Below are 26,441 nucleotides of genomic sequence, written 5' to 3' on the forward strand. Positions count from 1 at the left end.
CATAGCGGAGCCACAAAAGTGTTGGATTATACGTTTTCTCCCTTATAACATCCGTATTGTGAAAGAGGTAAAAAAAATTTTCACAAAATCTTGTTTATTACCAAAAATTATTATTTTTAGTAAGCAATTACGTCCTAAAGAAAAACTGTAAAACTCACGCCTATAGTACAAATACTACTCCGATCGTACTTTTCCCAAATTCCTGTAACCAATATCCCATTATCTTAAAAACCGTAGAAAGTTTATGAAATCACATTGCGTTAAAACTGACAATGAATTGATCCATCTCTTTATGGATGGAGACATGAGCGCTTTGGAAACCCTCATCCTGCGCCACAAAGACAAACTTTACACTTCAATTTTGTTCCTCGTCAAGGACAAATACCTTGCCGAAGACATCTTCCAGGATGTTTTAATTAAAATTATTGACACGCTTCGCGTAGGCAGATATACCGAAGAAGGAAAATTCCTTCCCTGGGCTATGCGCATTGCACACAACCTCTGTGTAGACCATTTCAGGAAAGTAAAGCGCACGCCTGCTATCAAAACAAGCGATGAGCGTGACATTTTCGAAGTGATCAATTTTACTGAAGATGGTGCGGATGTGAAAATGATGAAGCGCCAGAGCCACGACCGTGTTCGTAAGATGCTCGACCTGCTTCCGGAAGACCAGCGTGAAGTGATCATTCTGCGTCATTATGCCGAGTTGAGCTTTAAAGAGATTGCAGCGCTTACCAACTGCAGCATCAATACAGCACTTGGCCGTATGCGTTATGGTTTAATCAACCTTCGTAAGATGATGAGCGAGAAAAATATCGTTCTCTAGGATTAATAAATAATTTACATTCGCAATCCAAACAACGAGCATATCCATTTGTACTTTTACTAAGTAAATCACGCAGATCAAGATACTGTCATTCTGTGGCTCTCTCTACAAATATTGAATTCGCTTGCCCGTAGAAGGTTGTTACAGAATGACGCCTAATTGAAAAAAGCCTCCAGACGGAGGCTTTTTTCTTGTTGCAACGACAAAAGTTCTGCCACTCCAGACAGGGCGACTAGTAGAAGAAACTTTCATGAAGCAATGAAGAAGCTAAGAAGAGCAGTCAAAAAGCTGTCCCAGGACCATAAAACACTAGTGTCCGACTAGTGAAAGACCAGTGCCAACACTAGTGATTCCACGGTCAAACAGTAGTGAAATGTGCATGAACGGTAATTGCTATACATGTATGAACGACCATGTTCCTGTGCACCCCGGGCTTGATTTTCCCTTCATTATTCGCTCTTACTCCGGATCCCGCTTTCCAGCCAATTTTTGTAAGTTTCCGGGTTTGGCGTGTAGCCAACAGGGCGGTTCAATAATTGCTCTTCGGGAGAAAGGATCACATATAAAGGTTGCGAAGCATTCCTGAAGTTTTCGGTCTGGAAGGTCGCATATTTTTGTCCGACCGTTTTGATCTCTTTCTTCGTTCCGTCTGCAGTCGTATATATAAATTGTTCCGAGTCAGGAAGTTTAGCCCGGTCATCGACATAAAGGGAAACAAGGATGAAATTCTTTTCGATAAGTTCTTTGATGCCGGGGGCAGTCCATACATTTTCTTCCATTTTGCGGCAATTGACACAAGCCCAGCCGGTAAAATCAATCAGCAAAGGTCTGTTTTGCTCTTTGGAGAGTTTAAGCGCTTTTTCATAGTCGTTGATCACCATCGGTTCCAGGCCGCTGCTGCCGGCATGGTCATCACCGTAGATACTATAACTTAACGGTGGCGGGAAACCGCTGACGAGTGAGCGGTTGGCATATTTCGTTTTAGTAACTCCGGGTACGAGATATAATGCAAACGCAAGGAATGCAAGCGCCAGAATTTTCCTGCCAGTTGTGAGCTTTGCAGGTGGTGGATCATGTTTGAATTTTATTATCCCGAAGAGATACAGGCTCGTACATATTCCGATCACAATCCATATCAGGAAGAACACTTCCCTTTTCAATATTCCCCAGTGCATTACCAGGTCGGCGTTGGAAAGGAACTTGATCATCAATGCCAGTTCAACAAAAGCAAAAACAATTTTAACGGTATTCATCCATGCACCTGAACGTGGCAGGTTCGACAACCAGTTGGGGAATAGGGCGAATAGTGCGAATGGCAAACCGAGTGCGAGACCAAAACCGGCCATCGCCACCGTAAGTTGTACTGCACCTCCATCCTGGCTGAGTGCACTAACCAGCAAGGTACCCAGGATCGGACCGGTACAGGAGAATGACACGATAGCCAATGTGAGTGCCATAAAGAAGATCCCACCTTTACCGCCAATGCCCGATTTCTGATCTACAGAGCTTGAGAGGCTACCTGGCAGAGTAATCTCAAACAAGCCAAAGAATGAAAGGGCAAAAGCAAGGAAGATCGCAGCGAACACAAGGTTCAGCCATGCGTTCGTGGAGATATTATTGAGGATATCGGCACTTCCACCATCCATGAAATAAAATGGTATACTTAGCAGAACATAGATGAGGAAAATAAAGAATCCATAAGTAAATGCGTTGGCGATACCTTTCTGTCTGCTTTGGGATTTCTTGGTAAAAAATGAAACAGTGAAAGGGATCATAGGAAAGGTACATGGCATGATCAGGCCTATCAACCCACCGATAACACCCAACACAAAAACTGACCAGAGGCTTTTTGAACCGGCATCTTCTCCGCCTGTTCCGCCAACATCAGAAAGCGGCTTATCGAGATTGATTGCTTCACGCTTGAGGAATGTGGAAGTTTGCTCCTGCAGCGCTGACGACCTGGCTGCAACAGTTCCATTTGCGTCTACCGCAAACCGGAAGGGCACTTCTTCGGGACCGATCACTTCTTCGCCCCTGATTGCCATGAATTGTACGGCACCTTTCAGTTCACTCCCAGCTTCAACCGCAGCAATGGGAATTTCAAGAGAGGCCTGGTTTTCGAAAAAGCGAACGGCGATATTATCGAACAGCGGCTCCTTGACTTCTTTCACTGAACCAGCTTCCCTGACCGCACCTGCTTTTTGCAGAATTGCTGAATCAAGTACGACCCGGGTATTGGGTTCGTCATCTTTCATCGTTGTGGAAAACAGTTTCCAGCCTGGGGCAATATCCGCTTTTAGCCGGAGTATCCAGCTATTATCAGGTTGGCGGACCGCTTCATAGGTCCATTTAACAGGGGTGCTGCTGTCTTTAGCTGGTGAGTTGCTGTCCTGTGCAAAGGATGTAAGCACGGTTATCAGTGCCAGGACTAAATTAATTATTCGCCGGTACATGCGTGTAATGGTTCAGAGTGGTGGATCAGGGTAAATTAACCGCCGATGGAAATCTTGAAATCGACAGTAGCGGGTGGAAGGCATTCTTTTTCGTTACATACCATAAATTCAACTTTTCCCGCCAGGTTTGTCTTAGCCTTTCCCTTCACTTTAACCACCTGTACAAAGTTGACCTTCTTTTCGTAGTAGCGTACTTCAGAATCGAAAGCGTCTTCAAACACTTTTTTCATCTTTCCTTCTTCCTTAACGGTTCCGTTCAGGGCAACCAGTGGATTTTTGGTAAAATCAAAACTGGTAGGCACCGGACCTTCGCCTGCATTCTGTGCATAGATATGATAATTGCCACCTATATCGGCGGTCATATGCACTTCATAGGTATTTTCCGCAATTTTTTTTGCCTGGAATGACCATTTAACCTGTTTATCGCTTTGTGCGAAAAGAATAATTGATGCAAACAGGGCCAGAACCGATGTAAGGATTTTTTTCATGCATCAAAATTCAGTCAAATAGTTCTAATTAAAATGTAAAATTGGAAGAAACAGTTATGCCGATACCAACTGTTTCATTAACAGTGTTTCCAGTACGATGCGGCCATCTATATTACCGAGCGCTGCGGTGCAGGCTCTTTCGGGGTGAGGCATCATTCCGAACACGTTACCGGCAGCATTCCGGATACCAGCGATATTGCGGCTTGCTCCATTGTGGTTTGAAGCTTCATTAACATTGCCATTCTCATCGCAATAGCGGTAAATGACCTGTCCGTTTGCTTCAAGCTGATCAAGGGTTGCGTCATCAGCGTGGTAACGCCCTTCGCCGTGTGCGATGGGTATTTTAAGTGCTTTGTCGGAACCTTCTCCTTTCAGGTAAACGTTCTTGCAGATAAACTGCTGGTTGGAATTGCGCAGCAATGCGCCGGGAAGCAGGTGAGCCTCGCAAAGGATCTGGAACCCGTTACAAACCCCGAGAACCTTTCCACCTTTATTGGCAAATTCGATCACGCTCTGCATCATGGGGCTGAATCGCGCAATGGCACCGCATCTTAAATAATCACCGTAAGAAAAACCTCCCGGTAAAATAATGCAGTCTTCCGTACTAAACATGCTCAGATCCCTGTCCTTGTGCCAAAGCATGATCACTTCATGACCAAGGTCATTCTGCAGGGCGTCCTGCATATCTCTGTCACAATTGGAACCTGGGAAAACAACCACTCCGAATTTCATCTTTGCAAGTTAAAAAGTGAAAAGTAAAAATTCAAAATGCGACGACTCTGAACTTTTGGAAGGTGCAAAGTTAAACGGTTTTGGTCATTTTTACATGAGGTGCGGGAAATAGTTAACCGCTACGGCAAACGCGAAAATGAGCCAGTGGAGGATAAGCGGGAACAGCCGGCCGCCCGGATAATAATAAGCTGCAGCGTGAAAAGTGGCAATAGGAATAGTGCTCAGCAGCCAGTGCTGGTAGTTGTCACCGGGATTCACCAGGATGATAAGTACGCCGCAAAGCAGCAGTACCAGCAGCAGGCTCCAGCACTTTCTCACCTGGATCAGCATTTTGTTAAGATTATCCTGCACGAAAAAAGCCCCGATCAGGAAAGGCACCACAAGCAGTACCATTCCCCCGGTTATCCATAATGATGCGGGAAGGCGTGGCAAATGAAAGCTAACCTTGGGAAACAGTTTGTCAGCCTGCCATTTGTCAGTCAGGTAAAGGATAATGTTAAGAAAATAAAAAGGTGACAGGTAACCGATGCCCGCAATGACCCATTCGCCCAGACGAAGCGGCCTGGTAATAATAATCGCCAGTACGATCATGACCATGTAAGCGATAGAGGGGCTGTAAATAAGTGGGAGAATTCCAACCAGCAGGCTCACATTAAAGATTGCAGCCATAGGTTTAGGGTGATTGTACCACCTGATCATCCCATACCAGATCCAGATCAGCAGGAAATTAACAAGCATGGCGGAGGAAAACTGGTTCCACTCCGGCAACAGGGAAGTAACCAGGAGAAATGCCATCCCAAACAGGAAATTTGACTTCGGCAGCAGTTTGACCGTATTGGCCACCCTGTTAAGCAGGCTTGCCTGCAGGTAAAGGAAGATAAATGAAAGCAGTGCATACAGGAAACCCTCCCTGCCTAACGGTGCCAGGATGTCGAGGATCAGCGAGTACAGGTAATTATCTTCCTGCTGCCGCAGCGGAGCGGCCGGGTGCAGGAAAAGGGGAAATTTCAGGATCAGGGCATAAATGAGCAGGATGAAAGCGTTTCCGGCACTCTTTTGCTTAAAGACTCCAATCACAATGGGTTAGTTTTTCTTTAAAAATCTACCCTGGCAAAGCAGAGGTAGTTCCTGTACAAACAGGGAATGATGATCTGCCTTGCACTTACCTGTTTCGCGAATCTCGGCATGAATTCATACCCCTTATCCAGGTTCTTAAACGTAGGATATCGTGTAATCTTGCCCGTTGCATCCATACTTTGATCAGTTAGCACGAATGTCCGCCGCTCGAAAGTATTAAAAAGAAAGTGTACTTCGCCACCTGTGTTCATATTTCCGTATGAAATGAGGTTGTCGGATTCATCGTCAAACTGGCTTTTGGAAATGATATTGCTCCAGGCCATCTTGCCGTCGCGATCGAATGCCAGCACCATGATGTTCTCTGCAAAGTAACGGCTCTGGGTATTTGAATTCCACCCGTAACGGCTCCAGGGCATAGCCCATGGACTGTACATGGGCGACCAGTAGCTGTAGTTCATAGGAGACATCCAGGGGTTGCCCCAACCCATATAATCCCAGCGGTTAAAGCTGTTGTACCTCGAAGTGGTATACAGGGCTTCGCTCACAATTGCAAAAGCGCCGTCTTTCCGGATATAAATATTCTTAATGAAAAAGTCGTTGAAAGCAGTCTTTTTATTGGCATCGCTACCTTTTGCCTGCACGCGGAGTTCGTCGTTAAATACAATCGCGGTATCCATAATTTTCTCGTTGGTCCTGCTGTTCCAGTCAACGATATAAATCCCTTCCATGTTACCCCGCTTCTGTTTTGAATAAAAAGAGGTGAGCAGCAGGCGGTTGTTGTTGTTATCAATTTTAAGAACCAGGTTATCGAGGATCTGCTTCCCGATATCCACGTTCCTGACGCTAAAGCTCAGCGAGTCGGGGTGCTTGATCATCATTGAAACTCCGGAAATGAGGTCGCTGTTGTTCCCTGTTTTGGTAAATTTTGCCACAATGAGCTCCCCTGCATTACTCAGGTGAAAGTCCGAGAAATATTCATTCTTCTCCTCCATCTGCACCTCGCTGAAATTGCGTGTAATCAGCTCAAGCTGGGAATTGTAAAGGAACGAGGTAATGAAAAACCTGCGCGGGTTGGAACTATTCACCTTGAAAAGCATGATGCGTTGTTTGTCGTCGCTGTTTACAAGGGTATAAATTTTGTTGTTGGATGAATAGTTAACCTCTGTGGTATCGAGGGTTACGGGTTGTCCGACTGGTTTCCCATCGCTGTTAATAGTCAGGAAATCACAATAAACCACCCGTTTTTTCTGGTGCTGGTAAAAAACCAGCACTTTGTCGGGATAAGTGATGTAATCAATATTGATCAGCTTGTCGGGCATGAAGTCCAGGGGCACCTGGTTTTTAAGCTTCAGGTCATTATCGTATACAGCCAGCGTATGAACAGAACGGTTATTTTTATAGATAAGGTAGTTACTGTTCAGTTTGCCGATAATTTCAAAGTTGGTCCTCCGGGTGTCATCTTTTTCGGGATCGGAATACACTACGCGCGGGGCCTGGGCGTTTGAAGTAAAAGCGGCTAGGAACAGGAGGCAGGCTATACAGATCTTTATTTTCATGACGGGCGCTTTTAATAAAGGTAACATTATATAGATCACATACAATTTACCAAATGGCAGGGTTGTTGAATCGAATATACACACGGCTATGATATGAATTTTTTAACTATACCTTTGCAATGCAGGTGTAGAAACCATGCAAAATTGACTCATAGTGGGAAAAAATACGGATAAAGCCTCGTGGGCAGGTCTTTTAATAGCACTGGGAATTATATATGGTGATATAGGCACCTCTCCCCTTTACGTTTACAACGCCATTATATCAAACCGGGTGGTGACTGATGACCTGATCATCGGATCGCTGTCGTGTATCATCTGGACACTTACGCTTATTACAACCGTTAAGTATGTATGGCTGGTACTCAGGGCAGATAACCGTGGTGAAGGAGGAACCTTCGCACTGTATGCCCTGGTCCGCCGGCGTAAAAAATGGCTGGTCGTCCCAGCCATGATCGGAGGCGCGTCGCTGCTTGCCGACGGCATCATTACTCCGCCCATTTCCATTACTTCTTCCATTGAAGGTCTCAAGGAACTACCGGCCTTTCACAACATAGCCGTTTCCACCATTGTTTATATCGTCCTTGCAATCCTGACCTTATTCTTTTTCCTGCAACAATTCGGGTCTGCCACAATTGGAAAAATGTTCGGGCCTATCATGCTTATCTGGTTCACCATGCTCGGCGTACTGGGCATTGTGCATCTCTCGGATGATTTTTCCATCTTAAAGGCTTTCAACCCTTACTATGCGGTCGACTTCCTGATCAACTATCCGCATGCGATCTGGTTGCTGGGTGCAGTTTTCCTGTGTACAACAGGTGCCGAAGCATTGTACAGCGACCTGGGCCATACCGGGCGGGCAAATATCCGGTTCTCATGGATCTATGTCAAGCTCTGTCTGATACTTAATTATCTCGGCCAGGGCGCTTACCTGCTTGCAAACCGCACGGGATTGCAGGTAACTGCGGAGACCAAGGCCAGGCTAGGCATCAATGCATTTTATGACCTGATGCCGCAATGGTTTATCATCCCTGGAGTGGTAATAGCTACGACTGCCGCCATTATCGCCAGCCAGGCCATGATCTCGGGTGCCTATACGCTTATCGGTGAAGCAATGCGACTCAACCTTTGGCCAAAGCTCAAGATCAGGTATCCCTCTGAAGAAAAAGGCCAGCTGTTTATTCCCGGTATCAATACAATGATGTACTTAGGGTGTGTAGGTGTGGTGTTGTACTTCAAGGAAACATCAAAGATGGAAGCGGCTTACGGCCTGGCCATCATTGTCACTTTCATGACCACAACGATCCTGTTTTCCAACTACCTCGTAGCTAAACGCATCCCGGCATATCTCATCTGGCTCTTCCTGCTGAGTTACCTGGTGATTGAAAGCAGTTTCCTTGTCGCATTACTCGATAAGTTTATCCATGGTGGTTATATCACACTGCTGATCGGATTCATCATGTTCCTGGTCATGTATGTATCCTTCCGAAGCAGGAAGGTGAAGAACCGTTATGTCGAATTTGTGCGGCTGGAACATTATGTCCCGATGATCCAGGAACTCAGTAACGACAAGACCGTTCCGAAATATGCAACCCACCTGGTGTATATGACCAGCGCTAACAATCCGAAGGAAATCGAACATAAAATCATTTATAGTATACTTAATAAAAAACCGAAGCGTGCCGACATTTATTGGTTTGTCCATGTGGACACACTTGATGACCCTTATACCTGCGAGTATGTGGTGGATCATATCATTCCCAACGACATCATCCGGGTTGAATTCCGGCTCGGCTTCCGGGTGGAGCCAAGAATCAACCTGCTATTCAGGAAAGTGGTTGCAGACCTGGTAAATAACAAAGAGGTGAACATTTATAGTCGTTATGAGAGCCTGGAGAAGAACAACGTGGTCGGAGACTTCCAGTTCATCGTAATGGAAAAGTACCTGAGCCAGGACAACGAATTGCCTTTCTTTGAGCGCGTGATCATGAAGTTCTATTTCTGGCTGAAGGAGATCAGTCTTTCAGAAGAAAGGGGCTTTGGACTTGACCCATCAAACGTAATAGTGGAAAAGTTCCCGCTAATCGTGTCACCGGTTACTTCAATCAGGCTAAGCCGTATTTTTCATGAAGAAGAAGAAGGAGGATTCTGATGGTGCGTCAGATAACGGCCAGCGAATTGATGGAAGCGCTGAACTCCGACAGGCCCCCTGTACTTATTGATGTACGTGAAGATTACGAGCACGAAGATTTCAATATTGGCGGCAGCAACATTCCTCTTGGAGAGATCCTGCGGCATGCGCAGGAAATACCAGGAGATGAAACGGTGGTAGTATATTGCAAGCGCGGAATCAGAAGTGCGATAGCCATTCAGAGGTTGCAGGAGAAGTATGGGTTTACCAACCTGCTCAATCTGCAGGGTGGCATAATGGAATGGCCGGTCTAACCATGCAACAGCATCCATTTGAATATACTGATCTACACACTGATCGGCATTGCCGTACTTAGCCTGCTGGGATACTTCCTGCAGGAGAAATTTATTTTCAAGCCGGAGAAGCTCGATCCGGATTTCAAGTTTGTTTACGACATTCCCTTCCGTGAACTTTTCTTTGATGTATCGGACGGCGTCCGCATCAACGGACTGCATTTTCACCGCGAATCGCCGCTCGGGCTGATCCTTTACCTCCATGGCAATACTCGAAGCATTAAAGGCTGGGCGAAATATGCCAAAGACTTTTACCGGTATAACTATGACGTGGTACTGATCGATTACCGTGGATTTGGCAAGAGTACGGGCAAACGCAGCGAGCGAGAAATGCTGAGCGATATCCAGTTTGTTTACAATACGCTGACGAAACAATACCCCGAGCATCACATAATAGTTTATGGAAGAAGCATAGGTAGCGGTTTTGGCGCAAAGCTGGCATCGGATAACAAGCCCCGGTACCTGATACTTGACTCGCCTTACTATAACTTCCGGAAGGTGGTGGAACGGTTCCTGCCTATTTTACCGGTTAGACTGGTGTTGCGGTATCATCTGCGAACTGACAAGTGGATCAGGCACGTGAACTGTCATACCTATATTATCCATGGAACGCGGGATATGCTGATCCCCATCCGGCACAGCGAACAGCTGCAGCGTGTCAACCCGGGAAAGATCACGCTGATCCGGATCCATGGCGGGGGGCACAACAACCTTCCCTCCTTTCCGGAATACCATAACTTTTTACGGGACATCCTGAAATACTGAAGACTATATTTGCGAAATGAAGATTTTCCGCTGGATCAAGATCATTGTGTTGCTGTATTGCATCGTTGGCATTGCCGCTTTTTACCTCCAGGACCGCTTCCTGTTCCATCCTGAAACAAAAGCACGCAATTCGGCCTATAATTTTGAAGCTCCCCACAAGGAGGTCAACATTGCCTTTGATGCAGGTTCAAACCTTCACATTGTCCAGTTTACAGCTGTTGGCGGTACCGACACTGCAGGGCGGCCGAAGGGTCTTGTGCTTTATTTCCATGGCAACAAAAAGAATATCAGCTGGTATGCCAAATATGCAACTGAATTTACACAACGGGGATATGAATGCTGGATGATCGATTATCCCGGCTTTGGTAAAAGTACCGGAGTACTGACCGAAGAGCGACTGTACGGTTATGCTGCACAGTTGTACAAACTGGGGCGTACCAGGTTTGCGTCAGACAGCATTATCATCTATGGCAAGAGTATGGGAACCGGGATCGCAGCGCAACTGGCTGCTGTACGGGATGCCAGGGCGCTGGTACTTGAAACTCCCTATTATAGCATCCACTCGTTGGTTAGCCGCTATCTTCCGGTTTACCCCGTGTCCAGGATGATCCATTACCGTTTGCCAACTTTTGAGTACCTGCCAAAGGTCACGGCGCCGATCATTATCTTTCACGGCACCAGTGATAACGTGGTTCCCTACTCACAAGCTGACCGGCTAAGACCTCTTCTCAAACCGGGCGACAAACTGGTGACGATAGAAGGTGGGGAACACAATAACCTGACAGAGTTTAAGGAATATACACTGGCGATGGACAGCTTACTGCAGTAAAAATTCAAACGGGCTCAGACGGGGATAATGTTGCGGGCTTTGTTTTTCCGGATCTTTTCAGGGAGGTTGGACAGGATGGCATCTTTAAGTGCAAGGAGTTGTTTCTGCTTTACGAATGTGCGTGATGTGACAAGACTTACCTCACGCATCGGGGAAGGTGATTTAAAGTGCCGGATCAGTTTGTGCTGCGCAGCAGTAAGATCATAAGTAGCCAGTTCGGGAAGAATGGTGATGCCGCGGTTCGTTTCAACCATTTTCTTCAGCGTTTCAAGACTTCCGGCTTCATATTCAAACAGGTAAAGGTCTTTATGTGCCTTCTGGAGTTCACAGAGGTTGAGCATCTGTGAACGGAAACAATGCCCTTCTTCGAGCAGCCATAATTCGTGAACGTCAATATCATTGGCCAGCACGTATGTCTTTTTATAAGCTGCATTTTTCCTGGACACATAAGCGACCATCTCTTCGTAAAAGAGCGGATGCTCTTTGATGGAATTATGCTGAAGAGGTGTAACCACGAGTCCCATTTCGATCTGGCCCCTGATTAGTGCTTCTATCAGGTTATCTGTTGTCATCTCCTTTACCTTCAGCTGAACCTCTGGGTGCCTTTCGAGGAATGTCGGCAAAAACAATGGCAACAAATATGGTGCAAGAGTCGGAATAATTCCAAGCCGCAGTTCGCCATGGATAAGCCCTTGTTTTTCTTTGATCACATCTTCGAGCAGGCTCACCTCCTGGATAATCCGGCGTGCATGAGCCACTACTACTTCCCCAATAGCCGTTGTGGCAACGGGCTGGCGGCTGCGATCAAACAGCTTCACTCCCATTTCTTCTTCCAGTTTCTGAATCTGCATGCTGAGTGTAGGCTGGGTAACAAAACAGTGGGAAGCAGCTGTGGCGAAGTGCCGGTGCTCATCTACTGCGATCACATATTCCAATTGTACGAGCGTCATCCGATAGTTTTCATCTATTGAATCGCAAAATTAATCAATTTGGCTAATGAGCAGGAATTGTGGCGCAGATGTGCTATTTCTCTTTCAGTGTTACCTTGTCTTCACCGACATTCAGCAAATACCGGGCTCCAACTTTAAGCGCATAATTTTCCTTTTCATGACTTACAGGAAATCCAAAACATACAGGATAGCTGTAACTGGCTGTATATTCCTTAAGGATCTCATACACATCCCTCCCAAAAGGTCTTTCTGTGTCTTTATTCTCAGTAAATCCGCCAATAATAAGGGCAGATAATCCATCGAGGGAGCCCGATCTTTTTAACTGCAGCATCATCCTGTCGATATTATACAACAGCTCACCGACATCTTCAATGAAGAGGATCTTTCCTTTGAGCTTGTAAGCCGATGCGGTACCGATTGCGTGAACAAGCATGGCCAGGTTTCCGCCGACCAGTTGCCCGGACGCTTTCCCCTCCTTGTTCAGGTCATGTGGCGGGCAGGAGTAAGACATTTTTTTTCCCGCTAACGAATCCCGGATAGATAAAACATAGGGGGACTCGTAACCGCCGTCATTAAACGCTGCTGCCATAGGTGCATGCATTGTTGCGATCTTTAAAGTCCGGTTGAGATGCGAATGCAGGAGGGTTATATCGCTGAAGCCGATGATCCACTTGGGAGATTTCCGGAAAGCACGGAAATCCAGCCTGTCGATGATCCTGCTTACTCCATACCCTCCCCTGCCGAATAGGATGGCGCTTATCGTTTTGTCATCCAACATTTGCTGCAGGTCCTGGAGTCGTTCTTCGTCAGTCCCGGAAAAATAAGTTTCGGAACTGCTGAACATGGTTTTTCCCAGTTTCACCCTGTACCCCCATTGCTGCAACTGCTCCACGCAGGTCTGGAATCTTTCGGGAGCCATAAAACCAGCCGGACAAACCATTCCAATGGTATCACCTTTCTTAAGTGTAGGGGGATAGATCATACCGCCGAAGATAGGGCATGAAAATAATTTTCAGGGAGGCCGAAGGTTTTTTGGCGGTACTGCGTCTAATAAGGGACAAGATCAAGATATGAGGATTTTTACGATTTTACTGACAGGCATATTGTGCAGCAACATGTTATCGGCCCAGATTACGGTAAAGGGACGGGTTGCCGATTCCACGGCAAGTTCGGCGATGGCCGGAGCAACTGTGCAGCTCCGTAACAGCAACGCAACCAGGAATGCAGTAACGAATAAGTCAGGCGAGTTCAGCATAGCCGATGTGGTTGCAGGCTCCTACAAAGTGACTGTCTCATTTGTTGGATTCGAAACATTTGAAAAAATAATAACAATTGGTACCTCTAACCTTGACCTGGGAACCATTTCGCTTAAGAGCGGCCGGAACCTGGATGAAGTTGTGGTAAAAGGCGTAACACCACCTGCGCAACAGAAGGGAGATACCGTGCAGTTCAATGCCAGCCAGTTTAAAGTCAACCGGGATGCAAATGTGGAGGACCTGGTAAAAAAAATGCCTGGGATAGTAATAGAGAATGGTGCGGTGAAAGCACAGGGTGAAAATGTCAGAAAGGTAACTATTGATGGCCGGGAGTTTTTTGGCGATGATGCCACTGCGGCGCTGCGCAACCTGCCGGCAGATGTGGTTGACAAGATCCAGGTATTCGACAGGTTGAGTGACCAGGCACAGCTGACGGGCGTTGATGACGGGCAGGGATACAAGGCGATAAATGTAGTAACGAGGGAAGACAGGCGGAATGGCCAGTTCGGCCGGATCTATGGCGGTTATGGTACAAATGACCGTTACCAGGCCGGTGGCTCTGTGAACTTCTTCAATAAGGAGCGGCGTATTTCGGTGGTGGGTTTATTCAATAATGTGAACCAGCAGAATTTTTCCGGCTCGGACATACTGGGGCTGACCAGCGGTGGCAGCGGTCGCGGTGGTGGTGCTGGCAGAGGTGGCGGTTTCGGCGGGAATGACAATTTCCAGGTTGCGGGGAAAAGCGGGATCACAAAAACTAATGCGCTCGGAGTAAACTTCAGCGACCTGTGGGGAAAGAATTTTAATGTGAGCGGAAGTTATTTCTTCAATAACAGCATCAATGAGAACCGGTCGGCTTCAAACCGTGAACAATTCATTACACCGGATTCGAGTACCTTTTATAATGAAATTTCGGAGTCGCTTAATAAAAGTACCAGTCACCGAATCAATATGCGGATGGAATACAAAATCGATTCCAACAATACCCTGTTGATCATTCCCAGTTTCAATTTCCAGCAAACAGATAATACCCGGAGCATCGGGGGCTTACAAAGCTTTGAAAACGGTGACCAGATCAGCAGGACTAACAATTTGACCAGGACAAAAGGGGATGGCTACAATTTCAACAATACAGTGTTGTTCAGGCATGCATTCCCCAAAAGAGGAAGATCGATCAACCTTGGTATAACAACAGGTTTCAATAACCGGAATTCAACCCAGGACCTGGCTGCCATTTCTACTTACTTCAAGACGACAACCGAATACGATTCAGTATTGCAGCAGCAGCTATCAGATACCAAAGGATACAATCTCTCAGCCAATGTCAGTTATACAGAACCATTGTCAAAAAGAAGTTTCCTCCAGGTAAGTTATAACCCCTCATACTCCAACAATGATGCAGACCAGCGCACCTGGAAATATGACGACATAAGTGAAAAATACAGCATCCTCGACACCAGTCTTTCCAATGTATTTCTAAATGAAGTAACGACGCAGCGTGGCGGACTCAACTATCGTTTTGTTGAAAAGGATAAGATGATTTCAATAGGGCTTGATGCGCAGGATGTCAGGCTGGACAGCAAGCAGGAATATCCGCAGGCAGGCACTATCAGGAAAAGCTTCAGCAATCTTTTGCCAAATGCAATGATAAGGTGGAAGCTGGGTGAAAAAAGCAATATCCGGTTGTTCTATCGGAGCGGAACAAACAACCCTTCCGTTAACCAGCTGCAAAACGTGATCAATTACAATAACCCACTGTTTATAACGACAGGTAACCCTGACCTGGATCAATCTGTCAGCAACCGCCTGGGTGGAAGATATACATATACAAACAGCCGCAAGGGCAATAGTTTCTTTGTAAACGTGTTTGCGAACCAGGCTGATGGTTATATCACCAATGCCACATATACAGCTTTCGAGGACTCGGTGCTAACACCTACCGTGACACTTTACAGGGGATCACAATTGTCGAAACCAATAAACCTAAATGGCTACTGGAACATGAATACATTGCTTACTTATTCATTTCCATTCAAAGCGATCAAATCGAACCTTACGTTCAACGCTGGAGTTGCATATATAAAAACGCCGGGACTGATCAACAACGTGAAAAACGTCTCAGACAATTACGTGTATAGCGGGGGAATGAATATAGCGAGTAATATCAGCGAATTCGTTGATTTCAATATCAATTACAACGCCAGCTACAACATTGCCAGGAACGAGATTCAACCTAACCTGAACAACAATTATTTTTCGCAATCAGCAGGTGTTGGCCTGAACCTCATGAGTAAGAACGGCTGGGTTTTCAGCAATGATCTGAATAACCAGTTGTACAGTGGTCTCAGCGGCGGACTGGACCAGAATTACTGGTTATGGAATATGGCGGTAGCGAAGAAATTTTTGAAAGACCAGAAAGGCGAACTGCGGCTTTCCGTATTTGACTTGTTGAAGCAAAACCGGAGCATAAGCCGGACAGTGCAACCGAACTACATTGAAGACAATGAAACCCAGGTTCTGACACAGTACTTCATGCTGACTTTTTCGTACAGAATTAAAAATTTTGGCAAAGCTCCTCAAAGGAGGGAACCGGCAAGAAACAGGGAAGGTATGGGAATGCCCTGGAATTAAACCGATAGAACTATTATATTAGTAGTAGCCAGGAAATCGGGAATTCCCAGATCCCTGAATTACAAACAGCCAGCATTGAACGAACCGGAATTTATTGCCAGACTGCAACAGGGAGACGAGACAGCATTCAGCCAGTTGGTTGACGGCTGGAAAGACCGGGTATTCAACACGGCGTTAGGCCTTATCCAACATCATGAAGATGCCGAAGACATAACCCAGGAAGTATTTATTTCAGTCTGGAAGTCGATAGATGAATACAGGGCGGACGCGGGTATTGGCACATGGCTTTATCGCATCACGGTGTCCAGGTCGCTGGATCTGATGCGGAAAAAGAAAGCCCGGAAACGGTTCGCCTTCCTGAAACTGATCTGGCGGAGTGAACCGGAACTGGAAGAGATTCCGGACTTTATCCACCCGGGTGTTCAACTCGAAAGGAAGCAGGACGCCGCAGCGTTGTTCGCCGCGGTCCGCAAATTGCCGGACCAGCAACGGATAGCATACAGTTTACAGAAAGTGGAAGGACTGCCTTATACCGAAATCGCCCTGATCCTTGAAACAACCGTACCTGCAGTTGAATCGCTTCTTCAGAGGGCGAAACAAAACCTGCGAAAATCACTGGCAACCTATTACGGAAAAAATAAATGACCCATGAGAAAACATCCTGATATAGAACAAAAAGTTGAGGACGCGCTGCGAAGCATCGATGGCCTTCAGCCTGCTGAAGCGCCGCCGCATCTATACACCAGGATTAGGGCTGGTCTTGAAAAGCCTGTCGAGAGCAACTGGTCATGGATAGCATCCGTTCTTTCAAAACCATCGGTAGCGCTGGCGCTCAGTATCATACTGATAGCCGTCAATGCCTGGATCATCCTGGGTAATCAACGGAACCTGACTGACGATAAAAATGACCGGGTGGCTGCTCTCGCCCAGGAATATCATTTTGACCATCCGTACCCGCTGGAACAAAACGTACCACAGCCATGAAAAATATGAACAACAAAACCCTTGTTATCATCATTTCCGTTTTGCTGGTGAGCAACCTGGCTTTGCTTGGAATGTACATGGTGAGAGGCAACGAAGCCGCCAAAGAAAAGAAGGTTGAGAAATCGCCTTCGGATTATATGGTGAGAGAATTACAGTTGAATGAACAGCAGGCCACACAGTTCAAAACCATGTGGGAAACGATCAAAGAGAGGAACAGGCCTGTTTACGACTCTCTCCGGAGTCAACGGGAGATCCTTTACAGTTACCTCAGGACAGAGCCACAGCCTGGTTCACAGATCGATGCGGCCGCAACCGCCATTTCGGGTTATGAAAAACAACTGGTGCTGAATAATTACGAGCACTTCAGGAGGGTGCGGGCGATCCTTGACCAGGCACAGCAGGTTAAGCTGGATACACTCATCAATAAAATGGGCAAAAGGATAGGAAGAAGAAGATAAAGCGTTATTGTGCACCGATGCCGTTTGCTGCCGTAAGGATCAGTGGCAATTCATCCGTGATCATAATGGTATGTTCATGCTGGGCAACAAAACTCTTATCTCCGGTCACAAGTGTCCAGCCGTCGTTTGAATCCCTCGCATATACGGATCCGGTTGAAATGAAAGTTTCAATAGCTACGACCATATTTTTCCGGAACCGGTCAAAGTTCGAGCCGTCGTAATAATTAGGAATATATTTCGGGTGTTCATGAAGTTTTCTGCCTATTCCATGACCAACCAGGTTACGGATCACCCGGTAACCGCGTTTGCGCGCGGAGCTTTCAATAAACCGTCCCAGTTCGGCGATGCGCATTCCCGGCCTGATTGTCGCAATTGCCTTCATCAGGATCTCCTCAGACGCATCCACCAGGGGCTGGTGCGCGTGCGGGTCCTTCCCTCCTAATACAAACGAACCGCCATTGTCTGACCAGAATCCATCTAATTCGGCTGATACATCAATGTTAATCAGGTCTCCTTCCCGTAAAATTTTTGTTGAGGCAGGAATACCATGGGCGACTTCGTGGTTGACACTGATGCACGTATAACCTGGGAAACCGTAACTCATTTTTGGCGCGGGATTTGCCCCGGCCGCCAGGATCAGCCGGCCACCATATTCATCCAGTTCCCGGCAATCCATGCCGGGCAAAGCATATTCGCGCATTTTGCGAAGGGCAAGGGCTACCACTTCACTTACTTTCCGCATTCCGAGTAACTCTTCATGAGACGCTATAGACATGAGCCTGCGATTTGATGATTGATTATTTCCTTTTCAGGAGTCTTACTGGAAGGAAAAGAATTTCTTTCAGGGTGAGCAGGACGCCATCCACTGCGATTCCGAGAATCCGGAACGGAAGCAGCAGAAGCCATACCAGGGGATAAAGCACAAGGGCAAATATTGCCAGCGGCCAGCAAAGGATAAACAGGATAAGCCAAAGCAGGAAGGTGATCATGATGGTAAAATAGCCCAAAAAATCATTCCTGCAATACAGCCCCGTTAATATTAACATCCAGTTTTACTATAGCGCCGCATTTCAGGGCAAAGTTGTTCCTCTGGTGACCGACAGGAAAGTCGAAACACACAGGGTATGGGCAATCTTTGACTTTTTCCAATACAATCTGGTGAAGATCCTTGCCAAATTCTTCAAGCGGATCATCCGAGGGTTTTATTTTAAATCCGCCGATAACCAATCCGGCAAGATTATCCAATTTGCCACTACGCTTGAGGTTCCAGAACATCCGGTCAATGCTGTACAGGTATTCACCGGTGTCTTCCAGGAAGAGGATCTTATGTGCGGTAGAAAGGTCTGATCTTGATGCTGCAATAGACTCCAGCGTTTTGCAGTTGCCGCCAACCAGTTCTCCTGTTGCTTTGCCGAACCTGTTAAAGGGATGGGGCGGTACACTGAACCACATCGGTTTGCCGAAAAGCGCTTCGCGGATCGAAAGAATGGTTGCCTGCTGCAACGGATCAGCCACGGACCAGTCGTCAGGAAAACTGTTGCACATTTTGGAATGCAGGGAAGCCACTTTTACCACCCTGTTCAGGTGAGCGTGAAGAACAGTGACATCACTGAAGCCGATCAACCATTTCGGGTTTTTCCTGAAATGGTAGAAGTCAAGCTGGTCAATTATCCTTACAAATCCGTAACCACCACGAGCACACATAACTGCTTTCACTTCCGGGTCGTCGAGCAACTGCTGAAAGTCGAGCAGGCGTTGCTGGTCTGTTCCGCCAAAAGTGCCATCGCGCTGGCCAATTGTAAATCCGTACTTTACTTTCAGTCCCCATGATTCCATGAGCATCACGGCGGGTTGAACCTGTTCATGTGTTATATACCCGGCGGGTGAGGTGATCGCTATGGTATCGCCGGTTTTAAGATATGGTGGAATTTTCGTTTGCAAAGCGACAGGCAACGGCTCTCCGGATTCGGACCTGACATTCACGAGAGGAAGGCCTGTGGCAAGGGTAAGCGCCTTTTGCAAAAAATCTTTACGTTGCATAGGTAAATCGGGAACGGGGGTTCCCTGGACCAAAAATAGGGAGGTTTGAGGTTATCCCGCTTATCTTTGCCCCCATGAATGAACCGAAAAGATACCTGATAACCGCGGCATTACCATATGCCAACGGCCTGAAACACATCGGCCACCTGGCGGGAGCCTACCTGCCTGCGGATATCTATGTGCGTTACCTGAGGTCCCGCAAACGGGATGTCGCCTTTGTCTGCGGAAGTGATGAACACGGCACAGCCATTCCCATCCAGGCTATGAAAGAAGGAACGACTTCCCAGGCTATTATTGATAAATACCACAACCTGATCAAGGAGAATTTCAGGGATCTCAGTATCTCCTTTGACATCTATCACCGTACCAGTTCCCCGCTGCATCACCAGACTTCGCAGGACTTCTTTACTGCACTGAACAACGCCGGCGAACTGGAAACTAAAGAAACCGAGCAGTATTTCGACGAACAGGCGAATACATTCCTGGCCGACAGGTACATCAAAGGAACCTGCCCCAACTGCGGGTTTGATGGTGCTTATGGCGACCAGTGCGAAAAATGCGGTACCGCGCTAAGCCCCGATGAACTGATCAATCCGGTAAGTACACTCAGCGGCCAGCCGCCGATCAAAAAGAAAACAACCCATTGGTACCTGCCACTGAACAGGCATGAAGAATTTTTACGGAACTGGATCATCGGCGAGCATGAAAATGACTGGCGGGCTAACGTTGTGGGCCAGTGCAAGAGCTGGCTGGATGGCGGGCTGCAGCCGCGGGCAGTAACCCGCGATCTTGACTGGGGAATTAAAGTACCCCTTCCCGAAGCAGATGGAAAAGTATTGTATGTATGGTTCGACGCGCCGATCGGTTATATCAGCGCAACCAAACAATGGGCGATCGATAATAACCGCGAATGGGAACCTTACTGGCAGGACAAAGACACCAAGCTTGTTCATTTTATCGGTAAGGATAATATCGTTTTCCATTGCATCATTTTCCCGGTGATGCTAAAGCTGCACGGCAATATCCTGCCGGCAAACGTGCCCAGTAACGAATTCCTGAACCTGGAAGGCGACAAGATGAGTACCAGCAGGAACTGGAAACTGGATATGCAGGACTATATCGATGATTTCGTTAAAAAAGAGAATGGTGGCCCGCAGCTGGTGGATGCGCTGCGATATTATCTCACCCAGATTGCGCCTGAAACCAAGGACAGCGAGTTTACGTGGAAAGGATACCAGGATGCCGTTAACAATGAACTCGTAGCTATTTTCGGGAATTTTGTGAACCGGGCATTTGTGCTCATGCACAAGTTAACCAATGGCAAAGTACCACCACTTCATACAGAGATCATGGATGACAGGGACAATGCGATAATCGCTGCCATAACCCGTTCCAAGTCAAATATTGAGAACCTGCTTGAAGGATATAAGTTCAGGGATGCTCTGTTCGAGGTGATTGACCTGTCGCGCTCCGGCAATAAATACATGCAGGAAAAAGAACCGTGGATCAAGGCGAAAAAACTGGCAGAAGACCCACTCGCACAGCAGGAGATTGACAATACGCTTCATATCTGCCTGCAGCTCTGCGCTAACCTCGCGATCTTCATCAACCCGTTTCTGCCCAATACGGCACAGAAGATGATCCATATGATGAAAGTAGTGGACAAAATGCTGGAGTGGGAAAATGCAGGTAAAACAAAATTGCTGAGTGTTGGCTACAGTTTGCGTGCGCCTGAGTTATTATTCAGAAAAATAGAAGACATGGAAATACAGGAACAGATACAGAAACTTCAGAACAACAGTACACCTTCACCCGGCGTGTCCGCTGCCGCACCGGCACAGGAAAAACAGGTTGAATTGAAAGCCACCATCCAGTTTGATGACTTTGCGAAGATCGACCTGAAAGTTGGCACCATTGAAACAGCAGAAAAGGTGGAGAAAGCAGACAAGTTGCTCAAGCTATCCGTAAACCTGGGATTCGAAACCCGCACAATTGTCAGCGGAATTGCATTGCATTTCAGTCCTGACGAAATTGTTGGAAAACAGGTTGTCGTGGTTACAAACCTGGCGCCGCGGAAAATGCGCGGCATTGAAAGCAATGGAATGATCCTTATGGCTGAGGACAACAACGGAAAACTACACTTCATTTCTCCGGCCAGTGTGATCAATCCGGGTTCCGGAGTAAGTTGATCTTAAACTTTCGCATATAGATGGGGGTTGTCATGGAATAATGGCAACCTCCTTTTTTTTAAGTATATTGTAGCAATGGCGAGGTCTGCATGGAAGAAATGGATAGTCATTGCTTTTAGTGCAATTTTACTGGCGCTTATCCTGTCAATCGGACTGCTGGTTCGGCTGCAATCTGTTTCGGCCGTAAAGCAACTGGTATATGAACTTTCCGCAGGGAAGTATGGCTTTAATGCCTCAAAAATCAGGGTTGATCCGTTTAATATGACAGTTAGGGCCTGGGACATACATATTCATCCTGTTCATACCGGTTCAACGAACAATGAATTTGAACTGCAGGCCGCATCCGTCCGGTTAAATCTCAACGACATTCTTGGTCTGCTCCTGACCCGGACACTTCATGTGGAAAATTTTACTATCGAACGGCCGGCACTCGAACTGCGGGTTTATGAAAAGGACAGTACGAAAAAAAGGATGGCATTACCATTACATATGCAGGTTTCCCGGATCCAGACCGTTTTTTTCGAAGTACTGCATTCACTACAGGTGAAGCACTGCGTTCTGCGGGATGGTTCTATTGCATATTATCCTGAGCGCTCACAGAACAAGGACCGGTATTTCCTGAACCACTTTACCCTTAACATACAGGACCTTCACCTGCTGAAGAAAATAGACAAGTGGAACAAGGATAACAGGGTGATGCTGCAGTTTGAACTGAACAAGCCGCAGATCGAATATCCGGATACAACGATTCGTGTGAACCTGGACAAGTTATTCTGGGATACGCGCAAACATCGTTTTGAAATGAACGGTCTGGCATTTCACAAATCTTTTGTGACCAGCGAAGACAGTTCAGGATTCAGACTTGATGATATCGAACTGGATTCAATTAACTGGAATAAGTTGCTTACAGAAGGCCGGGTTGAGCTTGGCGAACTGAAAGCTTCCAAAGGTTTTTTTTCAAGTAATGAATTCCGGCTCAAAAAAAATAAGGATAGTGTGAGGCTGCGTACCCAGGGAAATCTTCTCGATTTGATCGGGCCGATACTCATACGCCGTTTGAACATAAGGGAAGTTGAATTTACCGGATTCACCCATACCCGTCGAGGCAAAGAAAATATCAGGATCGTTGGCGATCATTTTTTGGTATCGGATCTGCTGGTAGATAAAACCCTACCCAACAAAGTGAGCCTTAACGAGCTGCAACTGAAAGTCCGGGCTTATGTTGAGTCTGACAGCAGCCGGACTTTCCAGGCGGGATTTGGCGAAATGTCCATAAACCGTAACAACCTCGTGCTGAAAGACTACTTTCTGCATACCCCGGCCGGCAGCCGTTATGGCCAGAATACGATTGATGTAAAACAGCTGATCCTGATTGAACTTTCTGTGCCTGACCTTATTAACGGAAAATTGAAAGCGAAGGAGCTTGTACTTTCTGATCCGCGTGTAGACCTGCGACTCAATCCAACCAAAAAGAAACGCGAACAATTTCCCTGGCGGAAGCTGCAGCACGACATCACAAAAAAACTGGATATCGGTCAACTGGAAATCAGGAATGCAAGCGTTGTGGTACACCGACCTGGCTACAAGGAGCCGCTGGTAAACACCGATTCCTTTTACGCGGTCATTTCCAGCAGGAACCTGCTGCGCTCGAGGACACTTGAAGAGTTATTCCGTGGTGAGAGCTCTGTAAAAATGCCACGACTCGTATTACATCTCGACAATTTCAGAATTGACTGCAAAAATGCGATGTACGACAGGCGGACTTTTTATGCCGAAGCAGCAAAGGGAAGAAGCGCTGATGGCGACCTGCGATTTGAGTTCAATCACCTGCTGGCACAAGATGTCAATACTGCAGGAATCATTACGCGCAAGGATTCTGCGTGGCTTCGTTCGTTGACTATCGGTAACGGAGAAATCTATTACAGGATCAGGGATAAAAAATCACGGAAACCTGAGCTGCCAACAGACCTTGTAAGAACCATAAGATCCGGTCGGTTGGGCCTTCACCTGGATGCTCAGAACTGGAGTGTTGTAACTGTACTGGATAGCGTTTCGATTGACAGCCTAAGATATGTTGACAAGGGCTGGAACTGGGACAGCCTGTTTGTATTGGGCAGATCTTTATCCCTGAATCATCCACGGGTGAATGGATCAACAGGTTCTTTTACTATCAGTCATAAACAACCGAATATCATCCGTAAACTTGACATTGTCATAAACAATCCGGGTATGAGGGCGCTGGTCAAGGTTCCGAATTTGCAATTCAATCATCGCATTGTACATTCTGCAAAGATCATGGAAGCGTTGAACCAGGTAACACTGAACCAGCCGTCCGTCGACATCGCATTGAAAACAGTACCACCTGATGAAAAAGCAGGCACATCATCCGGATTGCAATCACTTCGCTTACCGGCAATCACACTGGAAGACCCTTATATCAGGCTGGTAAGAGAAGATGACGCCAATAAAAAAGAACTCGCAAGTGTACAGGGCGGAAAAGTCAGCCTGGAACCATTGCACATAAAAAATGGCACTGTTGAAACAGGCGGCATGGACGTCACTTTCAATCAATTCAGTTCGCACCAGGAAAAGTTTGACCTGGTGTTACCCCACGTCAGTATAAAAACCGGGCATATCAGTTTCAACAAAGACCTACCCCTGAAAACTATCCTGCAAAGGCTCGCCATAACCGGCGGCTCATTCAATTATCAAAAGAATGGAATGTTGCTGGCGCTTACCGGTATCAACACGGAACTGCAAAAGAGTCAGTATCTCAACTCATCAAAAGACTCCCTGAAAAAACTGGTAACATCTTTACCGCACCTGCGGATGGACATCGGCCACTTTATGTATGAAAAACATTCCCGGACATTGGTGGCAGAAAAGCTAAAAGTGGACGCGGATAAAAAGAAAATCAGTTTTGATAGCCTCAGTTGGATAAGTAATATTTCGCGTGACAGTTTTTTTGCCGCCATGCAATACCAGACTGACCTGATCCAGATGAAGACAGGTCCGGGTACTGTTCAGGGTTACCGGATGAGTGACCTGGGTGTTGATACCATCTGGCATGTTGATGCATTTTCCCTGTCTGCAATGGACCTGCTGGTAGAGCGTGATAAACGAATACCTGCAGATTCGATCAGCTACAGGCCAATGCTGACAGGTATCCTTATGAACCTGCCGTTTAAGTTCACGCTAGGCAGGATAGATCTTACAAATTCAAGGATCCGATATAATGAGATCAGTGACAAAACGGGTAAGGAAGGAAGTATTTGGTTCACTGCCATGGATGCCACAGTCAGAAATATCCGGAATATGAACCTTACGGAGAAAGACAGCCTTCGGATCAACGCCCGAACGAAACTGATGAATGAAGGCGACCTGCGATTTTCGTTCAGGCAGTCATATACCGATAGCCTGCAGGGATTTTTTATGTTGGCAAGAATGAGCAAGATGGACCTGAACGCGTTATCACCATTGTTGTTTCCGTTATTTAACCTCCGCATTGACAAAGGAGTTGCGGATAGCCTTTGGCTGCAGGTGAAGGCCAATGATTACCTGGCTTTCGGTCAGATGGAACTCGACTACAGGAACCTTCACCTGAGCCTGCTTAGGGATAATGGCAGGAAGAAAGGGATGACCAGTTTTCTTCTCAATTCCCTTTTACGTAACCAGAATGAGAAGAGCGGGATCGTATATCGTGAACGGTTGCGAAACAAGTCGATCTTCAATTACTGGGGAAAGATTGCACTTAGTGGTTTGCTGACGAATATGGGGGTTCAGCGGGACAAAAAAGCTCTGAAAAAATACCATAAGGAAATAACAGTGCTTGATCTACCCGAAGACCTGTTCGCTGAGTAAATGGCCCTTTTTTAACCGATGGATGGGGAATCCTTCGGCCGGAATTCGTTGGGTCAAAGCGTGATTCTGATACCCGCGTTGATGAAAATGGAACGTGACTTCCCTACATCGACATCCTGCACGTCTTTCTGGACATTAGTGAGAGACCACTCATATGAAGCATCAAGGAATAGTTTCCAAAAGTCGATCCCTACTCCTGCGAAAACGCCCCAGAATGCCTTCTCGAATTCATCCTTGTCAAAATCGCCGCCCGTACCGGTCAGGAAAAATGCTGATCCGCCGCCGAAAATACGCAGACCACCAGTTCCAGCTGAGTCACTACCCAGTAATCTAATTCCAATTGCCACAGGTATACGGATGCCGTTGATTTCACCTTTGATTTCATCGTCGAGGTCTGAAACAACTTTTGTTGATTTGGAAGTCCAGAAAATGCCGGGTTCCAGGTAGAACTTTTTCCCAAAAGCAACACTGCCACCAACCTGGTAGCCTACCCGACTTTTAATTTCACCAGATTCGGGGTCCTTAGAAAAGTCAGTGAAGTTTACTCCAACTGCAGGCTTAATAGTCATCTGTGCCTGCAAGCCACAGTATGCCATAAGCGCAATGCATAGTGCTTTAAACTTTTCCATAGAAAGTGTTTTAGTTGGCTACAAATATAACGTATTTAATACATATATTTACAGAGACGAGAGTACAACTATGCTGAATTACAGTTAATTACGACTTTACTTTTATTATATATAATTTATTTCCGTTTATATATGGTTGCAAAAATTTCTTACTCTCCACATCAATGGAACATGCGAATGGCAGTCATATCTGAGTGGGGTACCGAGCCGGATAGCTCAGTTATTAAAGTGATAAG

Annotated in this window: 22 protein-coding genes; 11 read left to right on the top strand and 11 right to left on the bottom strand. The window is 46.6% G+C overall.

Annotated features, from left to right (window positions below; genetic code table 11):
• Positions 1–244: 244 nt before the first annotated feature.
• Positions 245–826, top strand: coding sequence for an RNA polymerase sigma factor (locus OI18_RS20230; RefSeq protein WP_039143312.1), 582 nt, complete (start codon positions 245–247; stop codon positions 824–826).
• 449 nt (positions 827–1,275) lie between these two features.
• On the opposite strand, the gene OI18_RS20235 is transcribed toward OI18_RS20230, so the two are convergent.
• From OI18_RS20235 to OI18_RS20255, 5 genes are all read right to left on the bottom strand, one after another.
• The gene (locus tag OI18_RS20235) at positions 1,276–3,279 is read right to left on the bottom strand and encodes a protein-disulfide reductase DsbD family protein (protein WP_039143315.1); all 2,004 of its coding nucleotides are present in this window, start codon (positions 3,277–3,279) and stop codon (positions 1,276–1,278) included.
• Positions 3,280–3,314: 35 nt separating this feature from the next.
• The gene (locus tag OI18_RS20240) at positions 3,315–3,767 is read right to left on the bottom strand and encodes a protein-disulfide reductase DsbD domain-containing protein (RefSeq protein ID WP_039143317.1); all 453 of its coding nucleotides are present in this window, start codon (positions 3,765–3,767) and stop codon (positions 3,315–3,317) included.
• 54 nt (positions 3,768–3,821) lie between these two features.
• Entirely contained in the window at positions 3,822–4,499 is a 678-nt protein-coding gene (gene purQ / locus OI18_RS20245) for a phosphoribosylformylglycinamidine synthase subunit PurQ (RefSeq protein ID WP_039143319.1), read from the bottom strand.
• Positions 4,500–4,589: 90 nt separating this feature from the next.
• On the bottom strand, positions 4,590–5,576 hold the full coding sequence (locus OI18_RS20250; RefSeq protein ID WP_039143323.1) for a hypothetical protein: 987 nt from the start codon (positions 5,574–5,576) through the stop codon (positions 4,590–4,592).
• Positions 5,577–5,593: 17 nt separating this feature from the next.
• Entirely contained in the window at positions 5,594–7,132 is a 1,539-nt protein-coding gene (locus OI18_RS20255; protein ID WP_152616901.1) for a hypothetical protein, read from the bottom strand.
• A 154-nt stretch (positions 7,133–7,286) separates the two neighbouring features.
• On the opposite strand from OI18_RS20255, the gene OI18_RS20260 reads away from it, so the two are divergent.
• The 4 genes from OI18_RS20260 to OI18_RS20275 are packed head-to-tail and all read left to right on the top strand — an operon-like array spanning position 7,287 to position 11,207.
• On the top strand, positions 7,287–9,281 hold the full coding sequence (locus tag OI18_RS20260) for a KUP/HAK/KT family potassium transporter (RefSeq protein ID WP_039143330.1): 1,995 nt from the start codon (positions 7,287–7,289) through the stop codon (positions 9,279–9,281).
• Entirely contained in the window at positions 9,281–9,574 is a 294-nt protein-coding gene (locus tag OI18_RS20265; protein WP_082038066.1) for a rhodanese-like domain-containing protein, read from the top strand. Before OI18_RS20260 ends, OI18_RS20265 begins: the two co-directional genes overlap by 1 nt.
• A gap of 18 nt (positions 9,575–9,592) precedes the next feature.
• On the top strand, positions 9,593–10,378 hold the full coding sequence (locus OI18_RS20270; protein ID WP_082038067.1) for an alpha/beta hydrolase: 786 nt from the start codon (positions 9,593–9,595) through the stop codon (positions 10,376–10,378).
• A gap of 16 nt (positions 10,379–10,394) precedes the next feature.
• Positions 10,395–11,207, top strand: a complete 813-nt coding sequence (locus OI18_RS20275) for an alpha/beta hydrolase (protein ID WP_039143333.1) — start codon at positions 10,395–10,397, stop codon at positions 11,205–11,207.
• 14 nt (positions 11,208–11,221) lie between these two features.
• Here the strand turns inward: OI18_RS20275 and OI18_RS20280 are convergent, their stop codons facing one another.
• Positions 11,222–12,157 (bottom strand): hydrogen peroxide-inducible genes activator, encoded by a 936-nt coding sequence (locus tag OI18_RS20280; protein WP_039143335.1) that lies wholly within the window; start codon positions 12,155–12,157, stop codon positions 11,222–11,224.
• 73 nt (positions 12,158–12,230) lie between these two features.
• Positions 12,231–13,139: a S66 peptidase family protein gene (locus OI18_RS20285; protein ID WP_039143338.1), complete on the bottom strand. Its 909-nt coding sequence runs from the start codon at positions 13,137–13,139 to the stop codon at positions 12,231–12,233.
• Positions 13,140–13,227: 88 nt separating this feature from the next.
• Here OI18_RS20285 and OI18_RS20290 point away from each other — a divergent pair, with 88 nt between their 5' ends.
• From OI18_RS20290 to OI18_RS20305, 4 genes are all read left to right on the top strand, one after another.
• Complete coding sequence (locus OI18_RS20290; protein WP_082038068.1) at positions 13,228–16,044, top strand: TonB-dependent receptor; 2,817 nt, start codon at positions 13,228–13,230, stop codon at positions 16,042–16,044.
• 75 nt (positions 16,045–16,119) lie between these two features.
• Positions 16,120–16,689 (top strand): RNA polymerase sigma factor, encoded by a 570-nt coding sequence (locus OI18_RS20295; protein WP_039143340.1) that lies wholly within the window; start codon positions 16,120–16,122, stop codon positions 16,687–16,689.
• A gap of 3 nt (positions 16,690–16,692) precedes the next feature.
• Positions 16,693–17,028: a hypothetical protein gene (locus OI18_RS20300; RefSeq protein WP_039143342.1), complete on the top strand. Its 336-nt coding sequence runs from the start codon at positions 16,693–16,695 to the stop codon at positions 17,026–17,028.
• A gap of 5 nt (positions 17,029–17,033) precedes the next feature.
• Positions 17,034–17,486 (top strand): Spy/CpxP family protein refolding chaperone, encoded by a 453-nt coding sequence (locus OI18_RS20305; protein ID WP_160290268.1) that lies wholly within the window; start codon positions 17,034–17,036, stop codon positions 17,484–17,486.
• A 4-nt stretch (positions 17,487–17,490) separates the two neighbouring features.
• On the opposite strand, the gene map is transcribed toward OI18_RS20305, so the two are convergent.
• From map to OI18_RS20320, 3 genes are read right to left on the bottom strand one after another with little or no spacing between them, the layout of a single operon-like run.
• Positions 17,491–18,261: a type I methionyl aminopeptidase gene (gene map, locus OI18_RS20310; protein ID WP_039143348.1), complete on the bottom strand. Its 771-nt coding sequence runs from the start codon at positions 18,259–18,261 to the stop codon at positions 17,491–17,493.
• 22 nt (positions 18,262–18,283) lie between these two features.
• Complete coding sequence (locus OI18_RS20315) at positions 18,284–18,475, bottom strand: hypothetical protein (RefSeq protein ID WP_039143351.1); 192 nt, start codon at positions 18,473–18,475, stop codon at positions 18,284–18,286.
• A gap of 22 nt (positions 18,476–18,497) precedes the next feature.
• Positions 18,498–19,526 (bottom strand): S66 peptidase family protein, encoded by a 1,029-nt coding sequence (locus tag OI18_RS20320; RefSeq protein ID WP_039143354.1) that lies wholly within the window; start codon positions 19,524–19,526, stop codon positions 18,498–18,500.
• 74 nt (positions 19,527–19,600) lie between these two features.
• On the opposite strand from OI18_RS20320, the gene metG reads away from it, so the two are divergent.
• Together metG and OI18_RS20330 are read left to right on the top strand one after the other, a co-directional pair.
• Complete coding sequence (gene metG / locus OI18_RS20325) at positions 19,601–21,715, top strand: methionine--tRNA ligase (RefSeq protein ID WP_039143357.1); 2,115 nt, start codon at positions 19,601–19,603, stop codon at positions 21,713–21,715.
• A gap of 75 nt (positions 21,716–21,790) precedes the next feature.
• Positions 21,791–25,576, top strand: a complete 3,786-nt coding sequence (locus OI18_RS20330) for a hypothetical protein (RefSeq protein ID WP_039143360.1) — start codon at positions 21,791–21,793, stop codon at positions 25,574–25,576.
• Positions 25,577–25,629: 53 nt separating this feature from the next.
• On the opposite strand, the gene OI18_RS20335 is transcribed toward OI18_RS20330, so the two are convergent.
• A complete protein-coding gene (locus OI18_RS20335; protein WP_039143362.1) occupies positions 25,630–26,205 on the bottom strand; it encodes a porin family protein in 576 nt (191 codons plus the stop codon).
• Positions 26,206–26,441 lie beyond the last annotated feature (236 nt).

It is taken from the genome of Flavihumibacter solisilvae (assembly GCF_000814475.1).
In the GTDB taxonomy this organism is placed as follows: domain Bacteria; phylum Bacteroidota; class Bacteroidia; order Chitinophagales; family Chitinophagaceae; genus Flavihumibacter; species Flavihumibacter solisilvae.

Coding starts and splice junctions, on each gene's coding strand:
- OI18_RS20230 (WP_039143312.1), top strand. CDS start 245: ATGAAATCACATTGCGTTAAAACTGACAATGAATTGATCCATCTCTTT.
- OI18_RS20235 (WP_039143315.1), bottom strand. CDS start 3,279: ATGTACCGGCGAATAATTAATTTAGTCCTGGCACTGATAACCGTGCTT.
- OI18_RS20240 (WP_039143317.1), bottom strand. CDS start 3,767: ATGAAAAAAATCCTTACATCGGTTCTGGCCCTGTTTGCATCAATTATT.
- purQ (WP_039143319.1), bottom strand. CDS start 4,499: ATGAAATTCGGAGTGGTTGTTTTCCCAGGTTCCAATTGTGACAGAGAT.
- OI18_RS20255 (WP_152616901.1), bottom strand. CDS start 7,132: ATGAAAATAAAGATCTGTATAGCCTGCCTCCTGTTCCTAGCCGCTTTT.
- OI18_RS20265 (WP_082038066.1), top strand. CDS start 9,281: ATGGTGCGTCAGATAACGGCCAGCGAATTGATGGAAGCGCTGAACTCC.
- OI18_RS20275 (WP_039143333.1), top strand. CDS start 10,395: ATGAAGATTTTCCGCTGGATCAAGATCATTGTGTTGCTGTATTGCATC.
- OI18_RS20280 (WP_039143335.1), bottom strand. CDS start 12,157: ATGACGCTCGTACAATTGGAATATGTGATCGCAGTAGATGAGCACCGG.
- OI18_RS20285 (WP_039143338.1), bottom strand. CDS start 13,139: ATGATCTATCCCCCTACACTTAAGAAAGGTGATACCATTGGAATGGTT.
- OI18_RS20290 (WP_082038068.1), top strand. CDS start 13,228: ATGAGGATTTTTACGATTTTACTGACAGGCATATTGTGCAGCAACATG.
- OI18_RS20300 (WP_039143342.1), top strand. CDS start 16,693: ATGAGAAAACATCCTGATATAGAACAAAAAGTTGAGGACGCGCTGCGA.
- OI18_RS20305 (WP_160290268.1), top strand. CDS start 17,034: ATGAACAACAAAACCCTTGTTATCATCATTTCCGTTTTGCTGGTGAGC.
- map (WP_039143348.1), bottom strand. CDS start 18,261: ATGTCTATAGCGTCTCATGAAGAGTTACTCGGAATGCGGAAAGTAAGT.
- OI18_RS20315 (WP_039143351.1), bottom strand. CDS start 18,475: ATGATCACCTTCCTGCTTTGGCTTATCCTGTTTATCCTTTGCTGGCCG.
- OI18_RS20320 (WP_039143354.1), bottom strand. CDS start 19,526: ATGCAACGTAAAGATTTTTTGCAAAAGGCGCTTACCCTTGCCACAGGC.
- metG (WP_039143357.1), top strand. CDS start 19,601: ATGAATGAACCGAAAAGATACCTGATAACCGCGGCATTACCATATGCC.
- OI18_RS20330 (WP_039143360.1), top strand. CDS start 21,791: ATGGCGAGGTCTGCATGGAAGAAATGGATAGTCATTGCTTTTAGTGCA.
- OI18_RS20335 (WP_039143362.1), bottom strand. CDS start 26,205: ATGGAAAAGTTTAAAGCACTATGCATTGCGCTTATGGCATACTGTGGC.